15 protein-coding genes are annotated in these 17,661 nt (G+C 67.0%); 6 read left to right on the plus strand and 9 right to left on the minus strand.

All coding sequences use genetic code 11. From position 1 onward, the window contains the following. Nucleotides 1-21 precede the first annotated feature (21 nt). Complete coding sequence (locus ACFWZ4_RS00340) at nucleotides 22-1,032, minus strand: AAA family ATPase (RefSeq protein ID WP_439702784.1); 1,011 nt, start codon at nucleotides 1,030-1,032, stop codon at nucleotides 22-24. A gap of 594 nt (nucleotides 1,033-1,626) precedes the next feature. Here ACFWZ4_RS00340 and ACFWZ4_RS00345 point away from each other — a divergent pair. After that, the gene (locus tag ACFWZ4_RS00345; protein WP_231325814.1) at nucleotides 1,627-2,277 is read left to right on the plus strand and encodes a response regulator; all 651 of its coding nucleotides are present in this window, start codon (nucleotides 1,627-1,629) and stop codon (nucleotides 2,275-2,277) included. A gap of 204 nt (nucleotides 2,278-2,481) precedes the next feature. On the opposite strand, the gene ACFWZ4_RS00350 is transcribed toward ACFWZ4_RS00345, so the two are convergent. Then, nucleotides 2,482-5,421 (minus strand): Rne/Rng family ribonuclease, encoded by a 2,940-nt coding sequence (locus tag ACFWZ4_RS00350; protein WP_439702785.1) that lies wholly within the window; start codon nucleotides 5,419-5,421, stop codon nucleotides 2,482-2,484. Between the two features lie 339 nt (nucleotides 5,422-5,760). Here ACFWZ4_RS00350 and ACFWZ4_RS00355 point away from each other — a divergent pair, with 339 nt between their 5' ends. Next, the gene (locus ACFWZ4_RS00355) at nucleotides 5,761-6,777 is read left to right on the plus strand and encodes an RluA family pseudouridine synthase (RefSeq protein WP_439702786.1); all 1,017 of its coding nucleotides are present in this window, start codon (nucleotides 5,761-5,763) and stop codon (nucleotides 6,775-6,777) included. Here ACFWZ4_RS00355 and ACFWZ4_RS00360 read toward each other — a convergent pair. Continuing rightward, nucleotides 6,731-7,069 (minus strand): 4a-hydroxytetrahydrobiopterin dehydratase, encoded by a 339-nt coding sequence (locus tag ACFWZ4_RS00360; protein WP_439702787.1) that lies wholly within the window; start codon nucleotides 7,067-7,069, stop codon nucleotides 6,731-6,733. The two genes, ACFWZ4_RS00355 and ACFWZ4_RS00360, sit on opposite strands and share 47 nt — an antisense overlap. 195 nt (nucleotides 7,070-7,264) lie before the next feature. Between ACFWZ4_RS00360 and ACFWZ4_RS00365 the strand changes: the two genes are divergently transcribed. Continuing rightward, on the plus strand, nucleotides 7,265-7,870 hold the full coding sequence (locus tag ACFWZ4_RS00365) for an NfuA family Fe-S biogenesis protein (protein ID WP_439702788.1): 606 nt from the start codon (nucleotides 7,265-7,267) through the stop codon (nucleotides 7,868-7,870). 196 nt (nucleotides 7,871-8,066) lie between these two features. Here ACFWZ4_RS00365 and ACFWZ4_RS00370 read toward each other — a convergent pair whose 3' ends face one another. The 6 genes from ACFWZ4_RS00370 to ACFWZ4_RS00395 form a co-directional block, all read right to left on the minus strand. Then, nucleotides 8,067-8,420, minus strand: coding sequence for a c-type cytochrome (locus ACFWZ4_RS00370; RefSeq protein WP_439702789.1), 354 nt, complete (start codon nucleotides 8,418-8,420; stop codon nucleotides 8,067-8,069). 18 nt (nucleotides 8,421-8,438) lie between these two features. After that, the gene (locus tag ACFWZ4_RS00375; RefSeq protein ID WP_439702790.1) at nucleotides 8,439-8,762 is read right to left on the minus strand and encodes a c-type cytochrome; all 324 of its coding nucleotides are present in this window, start codon (nucleotides 8,760-8,762) and stop codon (nucleotides 8,439-8,441) included. Between the two features lie 124 nt (nucleotides 8,763-8,886). Further along, a complete protein-coding gene (locus ACFWZ4_RS00380) occupies nucleotides 8,887-10,113 on the minus strand; it encodes a TraB/GumN family protein (protein WP_439702791.1) in 1,227 nt (408 codons plus the stop codon). Nucleotides 10,114-10,191: 78 nt separating this feature from the next. After that, entirely contained in the window at nucleotides 10,192-11,082 is an 891-nt protein-coding gene (locus ACFWZ4_RS00385; protein ID WP_439702792.1) for a carbon-nitrogen hydrolase, read from the minus strand. Between the two features lie 87 nt (nucleotides 11,083-11,169). After that, nucleotides 11,170-12,207 carry an agmatine deiminase family protein gene (locus ACFWZ4_RS00390; RefSeq protein WP_439702793.1) on the minus strand — a complete coding sequence of 346 codons (1,038 nt, stop codon included), beginning with the start codon at nucleotides 12,205-12,207 and terminating at the stop codon, nucleotides 11,170-11,172. Nucleotides 12,208-12,330: 123 nt separating this feature from the next. Next, complete coding sequence (locus tag ACFWZ4_RS00395; protein ID WP_439702794.1) at nucleotides 12,331-12,666, minus strand: hypothetical protein; 336 nt, start codon at nucleotides 12,664-12,666, stop codon at nucleotides 12,331-12,333. A 145-nt stretch (nucleotides 12,667-12,811) separates the two neighbouring features. Between ACFWZ4_RS00395 and ACFWZ4_RS00400 the strand changes: the two genes are divergently transcribed. From ACFWZ4_RS00400 to ACFWZ4_RS00410, 3 genes are read left to right on the plus strand one after another with little or no spacing between them, the layout of a single operon-like run. Further along, nucleotides 12,812-14,869: an ABC-F family ATP-binding cassette domain-containing protein gene (locus ACFWZ4_RS00400; protein WP_439702795.1), complete on the plus strand. Its 2,058-nt coding sequence runs from the start codon at nucleotides 12,812-12,814 to the stop codon at nucleotides 14,867-14,869. Next, nucleotides 14,866-15,801 carry a phosphoglycerate mutase gene (locus ACFWZ4_RS00405; RefSeq protein WP_439702796.1) on the plus strand — a complete coding sequence of 312 codons (936 nt, stop codon included), beginning with the start codon at nucleotides 14,866-14,868 and terminating at the stop codon, nucleotides 15,799-15,801. The genes ACFWZ4_RS00400 and ACFWZ4_RS00405 overlap by 4 nt, the downstream gene beginning before the upstream one ends. After that, on the plus strand, nucleotides 15,798-17,582 hold the full coding sequence (locus tag ACFWZ4_RS00410) for a DHH family phosphoesterase (RefSeq protein ID WP_439702797.1): 1,785 nt from the start codon (nucleotides 15,798-15,800) through the stop codon (nucleotides 17,580-17,582). The genes ACFWZ4_RS00405 and ACFWZ4_RS00410 overlap by 4 nt, the downstream gene beginning before the upstream one ends. Nucleotides 17,583-17,661: the final 79 nt, after the last annotated feature.

The following is a 17,661-nucleotide window of genomic DNA, read 5'->3' on the forward strand; positions in this document are numbered from 1 at the left end:
TCCTCTTCACGCCAACGCCTCCTAGCTGTGTGTATGACGGCGGAACCTATTCTTCAATGTTTGGCGATTCTCAAGCGCTTGCTTGAGGGCTGTGGCCGAGATCTTTGGCGATCCTTCGAGGATGGCGTCCTTAACCACCGCGTCAGCAGCGCGAACAAGCTCGCCCTGGCTCAGTCCGCCGAGGGCAGGCGTAATCGAGGACCAGGAGCGCGTACTTGGCTTTAACTTGCCCAGTCGACGTTCGATGATCGCGAGTGCCGCAGCTCGGTCGGGAAGTTCGTACCCGATCACGTCGTCAAATCGGCGTGCGAGGGCTTCATCCAGTATTTCCACGTGGTTCGTGGCCGCAAGAACGAGGCTGTCCGTGCTGTTCGGCTCTTCCATGAAGGCGAGCACGGAATTAAGGACGCGTCGGATCTCGCCGACATCATTCGGGTCACCGCGGCGTGCGCCTATCGCGTCGAACTCGTCAAACAGATAGACGCCGCGCGTCTGCGCCATCTGGTCAAAGATCAACCGGAGTTTTCCGGCGGTTTCACCCAAGAATCGGCTAAATAGTGATTCAAGTCGAACCGTGAACAACGGTAGGTGCAACTCGCCTGCCAGTGCGGCGGCGGTCATCGTCTTGCCGGTGCCCGGAGGACCGACCAGCAGCATATGCGTGGTCGGCGTCTGCCCGTGGTCCCTGAGCATGGCGCGCTGCTTTTGCTGATTGACCACGCGAACCAGCCGGTCCAGCACCTCATCAGAGAGCACCATGCTCGAAAGCGTAACCTTGGGGTACGCGCTCTCGATCAGTCCCTGCAGCTCACCTCGCGGGCGAGCCAGCGGAATCGGCGTTTGACCACTGGCCGGTCGGCCATTTCGTTGCTGGTCCCGTGCCCTTTGCACCAGGCGCTTGAGTTTTTCCGCTTCGTCCACACGCCCCTGGCGAGCCTCCTGAGCGGCCGCTTGGAGGACGATAGACAAAAACTGCTCTTCGTCGCCCTCAATGTGCGAATTAAGGAGCGCAAGCAGATGCTTATTGGACATTGGCGCCTCCTTCTTTTCTGCGGGTGTACCACACCGTTGGTTGCCACATTGAGGGCGTGGTCGGGCGCTCAAAACACTAACTGAACGGTCCCATGCTCGCCGGCCCATTTTAACCAGATTGAGGGCGGCGGGCAGCGTAGGGGCCGAGCCGCTCGGCGTCGCATTGGGTATTCACGACCGATGTATCCAACGCGGTAAGGCAAGAGGCAACGGCGCGCCTGTTTGGCGGCGTCCTGAGCCCCGCTGTGAGCCCGTCGCGGGTAGCTCTTCTGCTGTGGTTCGATGCCCACTTGGAGACTCACATAGACTCTGTGAGACGTTGCGCGTGTGATGGCCAACAGTCTTAAGCAATGGCTCGAAGTTGGGTACAAAACTGGGTATATAACGAGCTGGATGCCATAAAAGCTTATATCAATCAATGACGTACAATGATGCTCGGGTCTCCCCTTGGCACCAACATCGGAAGCGGACGATTCGTGCGTTTCCCGAGAGACCCGCCGTAAGGCGGGTTTTTTGTTTGCGTGGCGCGTGAATGCTTGCATTGCGGAGAGCGCCCGCCTACTTTTCGTTGACTATTCCCAAGGAGGGCTTGAAGTGATCAACATCGTGCTCGTGGACGATCACGAACTGGTACGTACCGGCTTTCGCATGATCCTGCAGCAGCAGCCGGACGTACGCATCAAGGGCGAGGCAGGGACGGCGGAAGAGGGGTTGCGGCTTATCCGCACGCTGGCGCCGGACGTGGCGCTGGTCGACGTACACATGCCGGGCATGAGCGGCATTGAGCTGACCGAGCGGGTCATCCGCGCAAAGCTCAACACTCACATCATCATCATCACCGTGGTCGACGACGCGCGCTTTCCCAAGCGGCTGCTCGACGCCGGCGCGCTGGGATATCTCACCAAGGGTTGCTCGGCCGACGAATTGCTGGTGGCGGTACGCCAGGTGGCCAGTGGGCGGCGTTACCTGGCGCCGGCGGTCGCGCAACAACTGGCGCTGGCCACGCTCGACGGCAACAGCGGCTCGCCGTTCGACGCGCTGTCCAGTCGCGAGCTGGAGGTCGCCATGATGCTGGTTCGCGGCAAGCCGTTGACGGTGATCGGCGACCAGCTCAACCTCAGCCCGAAGACCGTGTCCACCTACAAGCAGCGGCTGATGGAGAAGCTGCAGGTGGAGCACGTGATCGGCCTGGCGCACCTGATGACGGTGCACGGCCTGCTGGACGCACCCAACCAGGTGGGCTGAGGCCTGCAGGTGGGCTGAGGCCTGCGCGCACGGCTACCGGCAGGCAGGCACGGCCATTCCAGACTGATTGCGGGAGAGCATCTGCGCGCGACCATCATGTCCGGTCGCAGCTGCGCTCTTGCAATCGACGTTCGCTCTGGCCGGGGACGAAAAAAAGCCGGACTTGCGTCCGGCTTTTTTTCTTGCTCCAGGTTCGGCGGGGTCTCAGCCCTGCGCAGCATCCCTGGGCGGATGCTGGTCATGTGACGGTGCCGGCTCATGCGGGGCTTCCGTGGGCGGGACGACCGTCGCGCGCGGTGTTGCCTGACCAAGCAGATCGCCCTGCTTCGGCAGCGGTGCCGTAGCGGCAGCTTCGGGCGGAGCCGGCTGTTGTTCGGCTTCCACGCGAGCTGACGTTTCCGCCTCCGTCGTGGGTTCGGCGGCCGCGACCGGCGTTGCGGGCGAATCCTGCACCGGTTCCGGTGCGGAAATGGCCAGCGGGGCCTCCGGCACGGATTCCTGGACCGGCGCCGCTGCCGCGGGAGCAGCCGGCGCAGGTGCGGACTCCTCGACCTCGGTCGCCGCCGGGATCGGCGGAAGCGGGGGCAGGTTGAATGCAGTGGGCGTCGGCGCGGGAGTGACCGCCTCCGGCACCGCGGATTCGCCTCGCTGGAACTCGACCCGCGATGTGACCGCCGGCATGGCATCGGTCTCGACCTGGATCGACTGCTGGGTCAGGCCAGCGGTCACGGCGGCAGTGACGGCCGCAGCTACCGGTGCACTCGACGGCGCCTGATCTGCCCGGCCCGCCGGCGCTTCGGATTCGCCACCCTCGCGATCCTCGTCATCCAGCTCTTCGAGCTGTGCCGACGCTCCATCCTGGGCGACCGTGCCATCCTCATGACGGCGACGGCGACGGCCACCACGACGACCACGGCGGCGACGCGGCTGACTGCCTTCCGACTCGGGCTTGGCTTCCGGAGCGACGATACCGGTGTCGGCCTGGGTCACGACCGGTGCCTCGATCTCCTTGACCGGCTCGCTGGCCGGCGTCGGAGCGGAGGCTGCCGCCGGCTGCTCCGCCCGTGGCGGACGCGGGGCGCGTTCCGGCCTGGCTGGCGTCTGCTTGCGCGGCTCCTGGTTCTCGTTGTTGGCGGAGACCTCGGGGACGGGTTTGGGCTGGCGCGGTTGTTGCTCCTTGGCCGGCTGCTGCTGCGATTGGCGCGAACCCGACTCGTTGCCACGCTGGCGCGGGTTGTTGTTCTTCCCCGCGCCGCCCTTCGGTTGCTGCTGCGATTGGGCCTGGTCGCGACGTCCCGGGCGCTGGCCGTTCTGGCCCTGCTGCTGCGGTCGGTTGCGGTCGTCACGACGACCCTGGCGGGCGGCCGGCTGCTCAGTCCGTTTGCGTTCGCTGGTTGCGACGGGTGCCGGTTCGGCGGTGCCGCGGAACCATCCCAGCAAGCGCGAAATCACGCCGCCCTGCGGGGCAGGGGCGCTTGCCGGACGCGGACGCTGCGCGGCGGCGGGCGCGGGCGCCGGAGCCGGGGCTTCCTCGCGCACCGGCGCCGGGGTGGCTGGCACGATGCCACTGACCGCGGGCTGTTCGGAACTACCCAGCGCCTGGCCCATCTTCGGGATCGGCGCGGCCTCGACTGCGGTCAGCCGCTCGTAGCTGGGCTTGCTGTGTTCGCCCATGTCCGCTTCACGGATGCGCTGGATCTCGATGTGCGGGGTCTCGAGCCTGTCGTCGGCGACGATGACCACGTGCACCTTGTTGCGCAGCTCGATCTCGACCACGCTGGCGCGCTTCTCGTTGAGCATGAAGTTGGCCACCGCCGGCGGGGCCTGCACCAGCACCTGGCCGGTGTTGTCCTTCATGGCGTGCTCTTCGATCAGTCGCAGCGTCGAGAGCGCGAGCGATTCGATGCCGCGGATGTGGCCGTGACCCTCGCAACGCGGGCAGACGATCTGGGTCGCCTCGCCCAGGCTCGGACGCAGGCGCTGGCGCGACATCTCCAGCAGGCCAAAGCGGCTGATCCGGCCGATCTGCACACGGGCGCGGTCGAGCTTGAGCGCGTCCTTGAGCTTTTCCTCGACCTCGCGCTGGTGGCGCGGGCTGTCCATGTCGATGAAGTCGATGACGATCAGGCCGCCGGCATCGCGGATACGCAGCTGGCGGGCGATCTCGACCGCCGCCTCGACGTTGGTGTTGAACGCGGTCTCCTCGATGTCCGAGCCCTTGGTGGCCTTGGAGGAGTTGATGTCGATCGCGGTCAGCGCCTCGGTCTGGTCGATCACGATCGAGCCGCCCGAGGGCAGACGCACCTGGCGGTCGAACGCGCTCTCGATCTGGGTTTCGATCTGGTAGCGCGAGAAGAGCGGGGTGTCATCCTTGTACAGCTTGAGCTTGCGCAGGGAGGTCGGCATGACCTGCTGCATGAACTCGCGCGCGTCGTTGTACAGCGATTCCTCGTCGATGAGGATCTCGCCGATGTCGGTGCGCAGGTAGTCGCGCAGGGCGCGGATGAATAGCTTGGATTCCTGGTAGATCAGGAACGGGGCCTTCTGCTTGGCCGCGGCCTCGGAAATCGAGCGCCACAGGGTCAGCAGGTAGTCCAGGTCCCACTGCAGCTCTTCGGCATCGCGGCCCATGCCGGCGGTGCGCACGATCAGGCCGACGTCATCGGGGACGGTCAGATGGTCGAGCGCTTCCTTCAGCGCCTGCCGGTCCTCGCCCTCGATCCGGCGCGAGACGCCGCCGGCCTTGGGGTTGTTCGGCATCAGCACCATGTAGCGGCCGGCCAGGGAGATGAACGTCGTCAGCGCCGCACCCTTGTTGCCGCGCTCTTCCTTCTCGACCTGGACGACCAGTTCCTGGCCTTCCTTGAGCAGCTCGCGGATGCTGGACTTGTTCGGGTTCAGGCCCGGAGTGAAGTACTGGTCGGCGATTTCCTTCAGCGGAAGGAAGCCGTGGCGCTCGGCGCCGTAATCGACGAAACAGGCTTCGAGCGATTGCTCGACGCGGGTGATGCGGCCCTTGTAGATATTGGCCTTTTTCTGCTCGCGGGAGGGGATCTCGATATCGAGGTCGTACAAGGTCTGGCCATCGACAATGGCCACGCGCAACTCTTCACGCTGAGTTGCGTTGATCAACATGCGTTTCATTGTAGTTATCTTCCTTCGGCCTGGCCGCGCGTCGCGTGCCACGGTGGCGCCTAGATGGGCTGCCTGCCGGGATCGCGCCGCTGCGGGTGGCGGCAAATAAAACCGGCATCGTCCGACGCCGGGGTGATTCGGGCACGCGCTCCTGCCGTCTCGCTACCCCCTGGCGGCGGACAACGACACCCCGAACCGTTACGATGAAAGGGAGTTTACGGCCGGCTGCCGGGGTGGCCACCGGCGCAATCCTCGCCGACGTCGCGGACGGGCGTCCCCCACCAAATCGAGCTCGATAGAGGGACATAAAGCGCCCGCCGAGTATCCTATTACCCCAGGTTTTTTTCAATGCAGACGGTAACTTCCCATGACGCACCTCAAGGTGTGCGTCAAGTCGATATCGGCCCCGAGCGCGACGGCCAGCGGATCGACAATGCCTTGGTGACCCTGCTCAAAGGCGTGCCCAAGAGCATGATCTACCGCCTGCTGCGGACAGGGCAGGTGCGAGTGAACGGCAAGCGGGCCAAGCCGGACACCCGTCTCAGCGCTGGCGATACGCTGCGCATCCCGCCTGTGCGCACGGCCGAGAAGGCGCCCGACCGCGGGCCGTCCGCCGACATGGTGGCCGCGGTCGCCGAAGCGGTCATTTTCGAGGACAAGCACTTCCTGGCGATCGACAAACCCTCCGGGATTGCCAGTCACGGCGGTTCCGGCGTGAGCCACGGTGCCATCGAACTGCTGCGCGCCGCACGCCCGGACCAGCACTTGGAGCTGGTTCACCGTCTCGACCGGGATACCAGCGGCGTGCTGGTGTTCGCCAAGACCCGGGCCGGGCTTACCGGGCTGCAAGCGGCGATCCGCGCCGGCGAGGTCACCAAGCAATACCTCTGCCTGATGGTCGGCCACCCGCCCAAGGCGCGTTTCGACGTCAACGCGCCCCTGCTGAAATCGGTGCTCCAAGGCGGAGAACGAATGGTAAGAGTGTCCGATAACGGCAAGCCATCATTGACTTTTTTCCGTGAGATGGAGCAGCTCACGGGCGCCCGCCTGATGCAGGCGACGCTGGGCACTGGGCGCACCCACCAGATTCGCGTGCATGCCGCCCACATCGGCCATCCGTTGGCCGGGGATACCAAATACGGCGATCGCGAGGCCAACAAGCGCTTCCGCGAAAAGGGTCTGCAGCGGCTGTTCCTTCATGCCGCGCATATGGGATTCGAGTTGGAGGGGCGCGCCTATGGCTTCTCCGCACCTTTACCGGACGACTTGAAGAATTTCCTCGATGCCCTTGGCGACAAAGGGAAAAGCAACCGCTGGCTCAGGCCAGCAGCGCCTCGACCCGGGCCGCGCAAACAAAATCGTTGAGTGAAAGACCGCCCACGTCGTGCGTCGACCACAGCACCTGGCAATGCCCGTAACCGGCCTCGAGGTCGGGGTGGTGGTCCTCACGGTTGGCCATGAAGCCGACCGCGTTGATGAAACCCAAGGTGCGGTGGAAGTCCTCGAAACGGAAGTCCTTGACGATGGCCTTGCCGTCGTTGGCCAGCTCCCAGCCGGGTAGTTGCGCCAGCAGTTCCTGCACATGGTTTGGTGCGATCGCGTGTTCCTTGCCCTTGCGCGGCTGGCAGTGCTGGTTGGAGAGATCGTTGCGGTTCATTGCGGACTCCGGCCATGGAAAAGGCGAAGCGTCCGAGTTGCACCGGAAAAAGTCAAAACAGCCCGGTGCGAACGCCAACGCATCGCGCACGAGTGAGCCCCTGCGAAGAGCGGATGGCCGGACTTTTGCGTGAAACAGGACTAAAATGGTGCTCTTTCGCCGGACGTCCCCGCCGGCGCTGGAGAGTTCGCCCAGATGATCGATATTTCCGACCGCGCACAACAGCATTTCCGGCGCCTGCTCGCGCAGCAGGGCGATGGGTTTGGCATCCTGTTGCGCGTGACCGAGCCGGGCACGCCGGCGGCCAACTGCGAGCTGGAATTTTGCGAGCCACGCGACTTGGCCGGCAACGAGTGGCTGGTTGAGTGCGAAGGCTTCAATTTCTACCTGGAAGGCGATAGCGCGCGCTGGCTGGATGGCGCGAGCATCGACTACGAACCCAATCCGACTGGCGGCCAGCTCAACATCCGCGCGCCGCGGATCAAGGGCGAGGTTCCCGGCGCGGACGCGGGCCTGATCGAGCGGGTGCGTTACGTGCTGGAGGCGGAGATCAATCCGCGGATCGCCTCGCATGGCGGGCGTGTGAGCTTGCTCGAAGTGACCTCGGACGGTGCCGTGCTGCTCCAGTTCGGTGGCGGCTGCCACGGCTGCAGCATGGTGGACGTGACGCTCAAGAACGGCGTGGAGAAGACGCTGCGCGAGCGAGTGCCGGAGATTACCGCGGTGCGCGATGCGACCGACCACGCTGGCGGGCGCAATCCCTATTACAAGGAAAAGGCCGGCAGCTCGGCAATGGGGTGAGCGTGCGTCGTTGCGGGAGCCACCTGCGCGGCGACCGCACGGCTGGAGTGTGCATGGCGGGCGCGCACAGGTGCGCTCCTGCAGGGTTCCCCGTCAGCCTTGGCCCTCACCCCCAACCTCTCCGCGCAGGAAGAGGGAGCAAACGAAAAAGGCCCGCTGCAGCGGGCCTTTTGCTATTGCCTGATTGGAGCGGGTCTTACTTGTCGCCCTGGATATGCCCGTCCAGCGTGTGCAGCTTGGTCGGCAGGCTGGAAAAGTAGGCGGCGACGTCCTCGATGTCCTGGTCGGACAGGGTGGCGACGAAGCCCTTCATGATCGGGTTGCTGCGCCGGCCGTCCTTGTATTCGTGCAGCGCCTGCTGCAGGTACATGTTGTACTGGCCGGCCAGGCGCGGGTACTGCGGGTCGACCGCGTTGCCGTCGGCGCCGTGGCAGGCAAAACAGGCCGCAGCCTTGGTCTTGCCGTCGGCGGCCGTGCCTTCGGCCAGCAGCGCGGTGGAGGACAACGCCAGCACGGCGCCGAAGATGAGCAGGGTGAGCGCACGCTTCATGCGGGATTCCTTCGAGACTTACTTGGCGAGGCTGGAAAGATAGGCGGCGATGTCGTCGATGTCCTGGTCGGACAGACTCTGTGCCTGCGCCATCATGGTCGGATGCGTGCGGTCGCCGGCCTTGTAGCCATGCAGCGCGTTGATGATGTACTGCTCGTTCTGCCCGGCGATCTTCGGCACGGGGTAGTCCGGGTAGGCGTTGGTGTAGCCATCGACACCGTGGCAACCGTTGCAGGTATAGACCAGCTTGCGGCCGTTGGCCTTGTCGCCCGCGGCATGTGCGTTGCCGGCGGCGAGGAGGGCTGCGGCCACGGTCAGGCCGAGCAGTTGCAGTCGAATCATCGAGTCATTCCCACGCTTGGGGTACAAAGTCGCGGAAGTATAGTGTCTGCGTCAGGCGACGGACAACTTGACGCATCGGCCTGATCGAAATCAGGCGCCCCGACAGGCGCCCGCGGGCGCACTCTCAGAACAGGCTCTTGACGATCTGGATGCCGGCGGCGTATTCGCCGATCACCGTGCCTGCGCTTACCAGGATGAAGTTGAGCAGCGTGCGCGCCACGCGGTTCTTCCACCAGCCCTTCCAGTCGGCGATGTCGTCGCGCAACGTTTCGAAATCGGCCACGCGAGGACGGCGGATCCAGGCCTCGGCCATCGCGCTGATGCCGCCAGCCGGAATGCCGGGCCGGAATGGCTTGATCGGCGCGGCGATGAAGGCCGCAAGGATGCTCAGCGGATGCCCGCCCGCCGCCAGTGCGCCCAGTGCGGCGCAGCCGCCGGTGAACAGCACCCAGTTGCGCAGTGCCAGCGCGCCGAGCGAGGGGTTGCGATGGAACGCATAGGCGATCGCCGCGAACACCAGCAGCACCAGGCCCAGCGCGAGCCATTTGGGCCAGCGCGCCTTGGGCGGTAGTTGCGCCAGCTCGACGATGCGTCCAGCTGGCGGCTCCCGCTGCTCGCGCAGGTAGCCACACAGGCCCTTGAGGTGGCCGGCACCGATCACTACCAGCACGCGGCGCACGGCCGGCGCGCCCTGCGCCTGCTCGCGCAGGCGGGCGGCCATGTATTCGTCGCGTTCGCCGATCAGGCTGTTGTAGAGCGGGGCCGAGTTCTGCGCGAACTCGCCGAACGCGCTCTCCAGCAGGTCGCCCTCCTTGAGCTTTTCAATCTCCTTCTCGTCGACCTGCTCGCGCTCGAACACGCTGGCGACCAGGCCGCCGGCCAGGCCGAAGCGCGCCCACGTGCCGACGCTGCGCCAGGCGCGCTTGAGCGTGGTGCCGACCTCGCGGTCGATCAGCCAGACCGGCAGGTTGGCGCGCTCGGCGCCGTCCATCGCCGCCTTCATCTCGGCACCAGGCTGGATGCCGTACTGCGCGGCCAGCCGTTGCTGGAAGGACGACAGCACCAGGCTTGCCGCCACCATGCCGACCTTGCCCTGGCGGATCACCTGGAAAAGGTCCATTTGCTTGAACGCATCCGGGTTGCGCATGCCTTCGGCGCGGCTCGGGCACAGCTCGACCGCGATCGCGTCGAATGATTCGTTGGCCACCAGCGCCTCGACCGCCGCCACGCTGGCGCGGGAGACATGCGCCGTGCCCAGCACGACGTATTCCACGCCATCACGGGTGACGCGCTCCAGCGGCTGGTCGAGCAGGGCGTTGGGCAAGGCGACGTCGGAATCGGGAAGGGTCATGCGGTGTCCGGGATGCGGGTGGTGGGCGCAAGCCCACCCTACAGGGGTGTTCGTAGGGTGGGCTTGCGCCCACCGTTTTCAATCCCGATAGCGTTTGAGGAGATCGCCGTACGCATCGATGCGCCGGTCGCGCAGGAACGGCCAGATCCGCCGCACGTGCTCGCTGCGCTCCAGGTCGATGTCGACCAGCAGCAGCTCGCGCCCGTCGGTGCCCGCCTTGGCCAGGAACTCGCCCTGCGGCCCGGCCACGAAACTGGTGCCCCAGAACTGGATGCCCGCGCCCACGCCAGAGGGGTCGGGTTCGTAACCGGTGCGGTTGCAGGCGAGCAAAGGCAACCCGTTGGCGATCGCGTGGCCGCGTTGCACGGTGACCCAGGCCTCGCGCTGGCGATCCTTCTCGGCCTGTTCGTCGTTCGGATCCCAGCCGATCGCCGTCGGATAGAGCAGCATCTGCGCGCCGGCCAGCGCCATCATCCGCGCGGCCTCCGGATACCACTGGTCCCAGCACACCAATACGCCCAGGCGACCGACCGAAGTATCGATGGGCTCGAAGCCCATGTCGCCCGGCGTGAAGTAGAACTTCTCGTAGAACGCCGGATCGTCCGGGATGTGCATCTTGCGGTACTTGCCCGCGATCGCCGCGGACCGATCGAAGACCACGGCGGTGTTGTGATACAGGCCCGTAGCGCGCTTCTCAAAGATCGAGGCGACCACGACGAGCTTGAGTTCCTCCGCCAGCTTGCCGATGCGCTCGGTGCCGGGCCCAGGGATGGTTTCGGCCAGTTCGAACTCGTCCACACATTCGCGCTGGCAGAAGTACGGGCCGTTGTGCAGCTCCTGCAGCAGCACAAGTCGCGCGCCGGCCGCGGCGGCTTCGCGCAGGCCGGCCTCGATCGCGTCGAGGTTCGCGTCGCGGTTGCCGCGGTTGATTTCCTGCAGCAGTGCCACCTTGAGTGTCTTGCCGGTCATGCCTGTCTCTTGCCCTGAGTCGAGACAGGCAGTTTAGCGGAGCAGGGTGTCGCGGTTGTCGCCAAAGTGTTGCCGGGCGGCGTGTGTTCAGCCCAGCAAGCCGGCCGGCAGCTGCATGGTGATGCAGTGCAGGCTGCCGTTCTGCCAGATCAGCGGACGGCACGGCACCTGCACGACCTCGCGACCGGGATAGGCGGCGCCGATGATGCGGGCGGCCTCGTCGTCGGACGCGTCGCCGTAGGCGGGCACCAGCACGGCGCCGTTGATGACCAGGTAGTTGGCGTAGGAGGCGGCCAGCCGGCGGCCCTCGTCCATGATGGGATGCGCCCAGGGTAGCGGCGAAAGGCGGTAGGGCTTGCCCTCGGGCGTGCGCAGCGAAGCGAGCTCGGCGGCCATTCGGCCCAGTTCCTGGTGATGCGGATCCGCCGGATCGTCGCAGGCCTGGAACACGATGCGCTGGCCCGGCGCAAAGCGGGCGAGGGTGTCGATGTGGGCGTCGGTGTCGTCGCCTTCGAGGTAGCCATGGTCCAGCCACACCACGCGCGGGGCATGCAGGCTTTCGCGCAGGATCGCCTCCATCGCCTCGCGCGACTGCTCCGGATGGCGCTGGTGCAGGCAGCGCCAGGTGGTCAGCACGGTGCTGCCGCCATCGCTCTCGATGCCACCACCTTCCAGCGCCCAATCCACGCGCTCGTGTGCGGCCGGGCCGAACACGCCGGCGGCGACCAGGCCGGCGACCAGCGCGTCGTCCTGTTCGGCGCCGAACTTGCCGCCCCAGCCGGTGAAGCGGAAATCGGTGAGCTGGAAGCCCTGCGCGGAGACCAGCGTGATCGGTCCGGAGTCGCGCAACCAGGTGTCGTCGTAGGAAAGTTCGACGAAGCGCACGCGCTCCAGGTCAACGCCCGCGCCACGGAGTGCGCGTTCGGCGGTCGCGCGCACGCCCTCGTCGGCAACGATCACGACCAGCGGCTGGAAGCGGGTGACCGCAGCGGCCAGCGCGGTATAGGTGGTCTCCACCTCGGCCAGGCGCGCGGCCCAGTCGGTGCCTTCGTGCGGCCAGGCGATCAGCACCGCATCCTGCGGTTCCCATTCGGCTGGCAGGCGCAGGTTGGGAGAGGAGGTCATCGCGCGCTCGCTTGAAGTCGGAAAGCGGCGGAGTGTAGTCGAGCGGGCGACACCGGGCGATGAGGCCCAAACAAAAACGGACCCTCGCCATCGCGGGGATCCGTTGTCGTGTGCTGCAGGGGCTTACTGCGCAGACGCGGGATCGTGGTTGTTGCCGGCCGGTGTATTGAGCACCGAATGGATCACGTGATCGTGCTCGAAATACACGATGAAGGTCTTGTAGTCCCAGCGGTTGATTACCGGGTGCTTCTGGCTGTCGCCACCGCGCGGCTGAAGCTTGCGCTCTGGCGCGCCATAGCGCTTTTCCACCTGCGCCATGGTCATGCCGCGGGTGGGCAGGTTCATGCCCTGTTCCTGCTGCACGCGGTTGATCAGCAGGCTGTCGCCCGCCTGCGCGGCCGCCGGCGCGCCGAACGCGATCGCGGCGAGCATCGCCAGACCGCCAGTGAGCTTGACCATGATTCCCCTCGTTCGCAAAGGCCCTGTGCGGCGCCGTTGTAGCAGATGTGCGGCAACGGCGCCACGGCGACCGCTGGCGTCTGCGATGGGCTAGGCATTCCAAGGCCGGCTATCATGGCGGGTCGCCCGTGCACGTTTCCTACCGATGATCGCGTTCCGCCATTTCGCCCTCCGCCGTGGCAGCCGTTTGCTGCTGTCCGATATCGATCTCACCATCCAGAGCGGCTGGCGCCTGGGCGTGATCGGCCGCAACGGCTGCGGCAAGTCCAGCCTGTTCGCCGCCCTGCAGGGACGGCTGGAGTCCGACGCAGGCGAACTGGACCTGCCGGCGAAGCTGCGACTGGCATCGGTGGCACAGGAGACGCCCGCGCTGCCGGACGCCGCGCTTGACTACGTACTCGGCGGCGACGAGGAAGTCGCGGCCGTCCTGCGCGAGGAGGCCGAAGCCCAGGCACGCGGCGACGCCGAGGCGATGGCCCACGCCCACCACCGCATCGAAGAGCTGCACGGCTATGACGCCCGCGCCCGCGCCGGCCGCCTGATGCATGGCCTGGGCTTCGCGCCGGAAACCCACGAGCGGGCGGTGAAGGAATTCTCGGGCGGCTGGCGCGTGCGCCTGAACCTGGCGCGTGCGCTGATGGCGCCGTCCGACCTCCTGCTGCTCGACGAACCGACCAACCATCTGGATCTGGATGCCGTGCTGTGGCTGGAGGAATGGCTGCGCCGCTACCAGGGCACGCTGCTGGTCATCTCGCACGACCGCGAGTTCCTCGATGCAGTCACCTCGCACACGCTGCATCTGCACGAAGGTGGCGCGCGGCTGTATACGGGCAACTACACCGCCTTCGAACGCCTGCGCGCCGAGCAGCTGCGCCAGCAGCAGATCACGCACGAGCGCGAGCAGGCCGAGCGCGCGCACCTGCAGTCGTTCGTCGATCGCTTCAAGGCGAAGGCGAGCAAGGCCAAGCAGGCGCAGTCGCGCATGAAGCGGCTGGAGAAGCTGGCCGGCACCGAAGCGGTGCGCGCCGAGCGGCCGTTCCGGTTCCAGTTCGCAGTGCCGGATCGGTTGCCCGATTCGATGTTGCAGTTGGAAGAGGTGGCGGCCGGTTACGCACACTCGCTCCCTCTCCCCTCCGAGGAGAGGGCTGAGGTGAGGGGCGGGGCTGGCGGGGATGTTGGTTCAGAGCACGCTTCGATCGAGTTCGGGGCAAGCCTTGACCCCTCACCCCAATCCCCTCCCCTGGGGGGAGAGGGAGCGAACATCGTCCTTGCGGACGGGCGCCCTCATCAAAAGACGGTCCTTACAGACGTCCGCTTCCGCCTCGAAGCCGGCGAACGCATCGGCCTGCTCGGCCCCAACGGCGCCGGCAAGTCGACTCTGGTAAAGACGCTGGTCGGCGAGCTGCCGCCGCTGGGCGGCGAGCGCAAGGCGCACAAGGACCTCAAGATCGGATACTTCGCCCAGCACACGGTCGAGAGCCTGCGCGAGGGCGCCAGCCCGTTTGACCACTTGCAGGACAAGGCACCGGGCGTGGCCGCGCAGGTGCTGCGCGACTTCCTCGGCGGCTGGAATTTCGCCGGCGACCGCGCGTTCGAGTCGGTCGACGGTTTCTCCGGCGGCGAGCGCGCGCGCCTGGCGCTGGCGCTGATCGCCTGGGACAAGCCCAACCTGCTGCTGCTCGACGAGCCGACCAACCACCTGGACCTCGACATGCGCGAGGCGCTCGCCGATGCGCTGGCCGACTTCGACGGCGCGCTGGTGCTGGTGTCGCACGATCGCCATCTGCTCGGCCTGGTCTGCGACAGCTTCTGGCGTGTCGCGGACGGCGCGGTGGAATCGTTCGACGGCGACCTGGACGACTACGCGCGCTGGTTGCGCTCGCGCGGTGCAGCCGTAAAGAAGGCCAACGAGCCGGTCGCGTCCACCGAATCCGCCGCCGACCGCCGCCGCGCCGCCGCCGCACAGCGCGAACAGGACAAGACCGCGAAAGCCCGGGTCAGGAAGATCGAAGCGCGCGTCGCGGCGATCGATGCGGACCTGGCTGCCCTCGAGGCGAAGCTGGCCGACCCCGCAACCTACAACGGTTCCACCGCCGAGTTGATGAAGCTGGGCCAGCGCCAGGCCGACCTGCGTCGCGAAAAGGAAACGCTCGAGGCCGAATGGTTGGAGCTGTACGAGCAGCTGGAGTCCGCCAGCGCATGAGCGTGGAGCTGTGGCTGCCCGCGCTCGCGCGCTTCGAGTCCGCGCATCCGGTGAGGCGCCTGTTGGTCCGTGCCGATCACCTCCAGGATGGCCCAAGGGGCTACCTGGCCGGGCTGACCAACTGGTTCGATGCCCCGCAACCGCTTCCCGCCGGTGCGCTCACCCGGCAGCTGGCGGCCGGCGATGCCGATGACGCCTTGTGGATGAGCGCCGATCCGGCTTGGGTGGAGCCGGACATGAACGGTGCGCGCCTGCTCGCCTGCGGGCAGATGCAATTGACCGCCGGCGAGGCCGCCGCGCTGGCCGAGCCCCTCGCGCCTGTGTTCGAAGAGCAGGGCATGCGGCTGGAACTGACCTCGTCCGATCGCTGGCACTTGCGCCTGCCGCCGGGCACGGTCGTGCCGACGTTCCCGGCGCCCGAGCAGGCGCTGGGCGAAAACCTGCTGCAGCATCTGCCGCAGGGTGCGGATGGGCGCCGCTGGCGAATCCTGCAGAACGATATCCAGGTGCTGCTGCATCAGCATCCGCTGAACGCGCAGCGTCGCGCTGCCGGTCAACCACCGGTCAACAGCCTGTGGCTGTGGGGGGCGGGGAAGTTGCCCGCGACCGTGGCGACCTCGCTTCGCGGCGTGGTCAGCGACGATCCGCTGCTGCGGGCGCTGGCGGCGCGGGCCGGCATTGCGCATCGCCTGCGGACACCGGCCCGCGAAACCCATGCCACTTCCGCGGTGCCGACGCCGGCGGGCGAGTTCACCTCCCATTGGCTGATCGACCTGCAGGACTTGCCGGCCCAGCTCATCGCCACCCACTGGTGGTCCATGATCGACACGCTTGCCCGCCAGCGGCCCTTGCGCCTGACCTTCGCCAGTGGCGAGCGCTGGGAACTGCGTCCCTGGCATCGCTGGCGCTTCTGGCGCGGGATGCGCGCATGAGCGCACCGACGTTGCGCCGTCGGCTGGCTACGGGTGCGCCCGAGGGCTGGAGCGAAACGGTACACCCGGTGCTGCGCCAGGTTTACGCGGCCCGCGGCGTCCTGCATCCGGCGCAGGCCGAGCACCGCTTGCGCCACTTGCTGGCGCCGCAGGCGCTGGGCGGTCTCGATCGTGCGGTCGCGCTGCTGATCGAGGCGATCACCGGCGACTGGTCCATCGTCATCGCCGGCGACTACGACTGCGACGGCGCCACCGGCACCGCCCTGGCCGTGCGCGGCCTGCGCCTGCTCGGCGCGCGGCACGTGGATTACGTGATTCCCAACCGGTTCGCGCACGGCTACGGCTTGAGTCCCGCGCTGGTCGCCTCGCTCGAGCCCGCGCCACAGCTGATCGTTACCGTCGACAACGGCGTGGCCAGCATCGCCGGCGTGGCCGCCGCCAGGGCGCGCGGCATCCGCGTGATCGTCACCGACCATCATCTGCCGGGCGATCAGTTGCCGGCCGCCGACGCGCTGGTCAATCCCAACGTGCTCGAAGTGCGCGCGTGCGGGCATGGCGAGCCCGCCTGCGAGTCATGCGCCGGCGATGCGCGAAGGAACCAGGCTTTCGCCAGTCGCGCGCTGGCTGGCGTCGGCGTGATGTTCTACCTGCTGCTGGCCGTGCGTGCGGAGTTGCGCGGGCGGGGGGCTTTCGCCGGGCGCGAGGAACCGGATCTGGCCAACCTGCTCGATCTGGTGGCGCTCGGCACGGTGGCCGACCTGGTGCCGCTGGATTTCAACAATCGCGTGCTGGTCGAGGCGGGCATCAATCGCATCCGCAGTGGTCGCGCATGCCCGGGCATCACCGCGCTGGTGGAGGCCGGCAAGCGCAGCCTGTCCGGCGTTTGCGCCAGCGACCTGGGCTACGCCGTCGGCCCGCGCCTGAACGCCGCGGGACGGCTGGAAGACATGCGCCTGGGCGTCGAATGCCTGCTCACGGACGATCCTGGACAGGCGCTCACGCTGGCCGAGCGGCTCAGTGCCATCAACCAGGAACGCCGCGAGCTGCAGGAGGCCATGGTCGCCGAAGCCGAGGCGATGATCGGCGCGCTCGGATTGGAAGGCCTGGGCGAGCGCACCGGCGTGAGTCTGTACGAGCCCACCTGGCACGCGGGCGTGGTCGGACTGGTAGCGTCCAAGCTCAAGGAACGGTTGCACCGCCCGGTGATCGCCTTTGCGCCGGCCGACGAGGACCGACCCGACGAACTGCGTGGCTCCGCGCGCTCCATCGCCGGCTTCCACGTGCGGGACGCACTGGCCGCGATCGACGCACGCCTCCCTGGCCTGATCGAACGCTTCGGTGGCCACGCCATGGCGGCCGGACTGAGCCTGAAGGCTGCCGACTACGCGCGCTTTGCCGACGCGTTCGATGCGATCGCGCGCGAATGGCTGGACGAGGAACGCCTGCAGGCCGTTCTCTACACCGACGGCGAACTGCCGCCGGGTACCTTCACGCTCGACCTCGCGCGCCAGCTGCGTGACGGCGGACCGTGGGGGCAGGGCTTCCCGGAGCCGCTGTTCGACAACCTGTTCGAGTGCGCGCAGTGGCGCCTGATGGGCGAGCGGCACTGGCGGCTGAGCCTGCGCGATCCGCGCGATGGCGCCGTGCACGAAGCGGTGATGTTCAACGTGCGCGCCGCCGCGCCGCCGCCGCGGTTGCGTGCGGTGTACGAGCTGACGATCAACGAATGGCAGGGCAGGGAGAGCGCGCGTCTGCTGGTGCGCCACGTCGAACCTGCCTGACCGGCCGGCTTTTTGTAGAGCCCGCGTGCGGGCGATGGTTTCATCTGCGGTCCAAGCCAGGAACATCGCCCGCAAGCGG

Origin of the sequence: Frateuria sp. GZRe12 (genome assembly GCF_051900535.1) — a bacterium.
GTDB lineage: Bacteria > Pseudomonadota > Gammaproteobacteria > Xanthomonadales > Rhodanobacteraceae > Frateuria_A.

Bases quoted from the DNA above. Each gene is read 5' to 3' on its own strand.
- ACFWZ4_RS00340 (WP_439702784.1), bottom strand. From the start codon at position 1,032: ATGTCCAATAAGCATCTGCTTGCGCTCCTTAATTCGCACATTGAGGGC.
- ACFWZ4_RS00350 (WP_439702785.1), bottom strand. From the start codon at position 5,421: ATGAAACGCATGTTGATCAACGCAACTCAGCGTGAAGAGTTGCGCGTG.
- ACFWZ4_RS00355 (WP_439702786.1), top strand. From the start codon at position 5,761: ATGCAGACGGTAACTTCCCATGACGCACCTCAAGGTGTGCGTCAAGTC.
- ACFWZ4_RS00360 (WP_439702787.1), bottom strand. From the start codon at position 7,069: ATGAACCGCAACGATCTCTCCAACCAGCACTGCCAGCCGCGCAAGGGC.
- ACFWZ4_RS00365 (WP_439702788.1), top strand. From the start codon at position 7,265: ATGATCGATATTTCCGACCGCGCACAACAGCATTTCCGGCGCCTGCTC.
- ACFWZ4_RS00370 (WP_439702789.1), bottom strand. From the start codon at position 8,420: ATGAAGCGTGCGCTCACCCTGCTCATCTTCGGCGCCGTGCTGGCGTTG.
- ACFWZ4_RS00375 (WP_439702790.1), bottom strand. From the start codon at position 8,762: ATGATTCGACTGCAACTGCTCGGCCTGACCGTGGCCGCAGCCCTCCTC.
- ACFWZ4_RS00380 (WP_439702791.1), bottom strand. From the start codon at position 10,113: ATGACCCTTCCCGATTCCGACGTCGCCTTGCCCAACGCCCTGCTCGAC.
- ACFWZ4_RS00385 (WP_439702792.1), bottom strand. From the start codon at position 11,082: ATGACCGGCAAGACACTCAAGGTGGCACTGCTGCAGGAAATCAACCGC.
- ACFWZ4_RS00390 (WP_439702793.1), bottom strand. From the start codon at position 12,207: ATGACCTCCTCTCCCAACCTGCGCCTGCCAGCCGAATGGGAACCGCAG.
- ACFWZ4_RS00395 (WP_439702794.1), bottom strand. From the start codon at position 12,666: ATGGTCAAGCTCACTGGCGGTCTGGCGATGCTCGCCGCGATCGCGTTC.
- ACFWZ4_RS00400 (WP_439702795.1), top strand. From the start codon at position 12,812: ATGATCGCGTTCCGCCATTTCGCCCTCCGCCGTGGCAGCCGTTTGCTG.
- ACFWZ4_RS00405 (WP_439702796.1), top strand. From the start codon at position 14,866: ATGAGCGTGGAGCTGTGGCTGCCCGCGCTCGCGCGCTTCGAGTCCGCG.
- ACFWZ4_RS00410 (WP_439702797.1), top strand. From the start codon at position 15,798: ATGAGCGCACCGACGTTGCGCCGTCGGCTGGCTACGGGTGCGCCCGAG.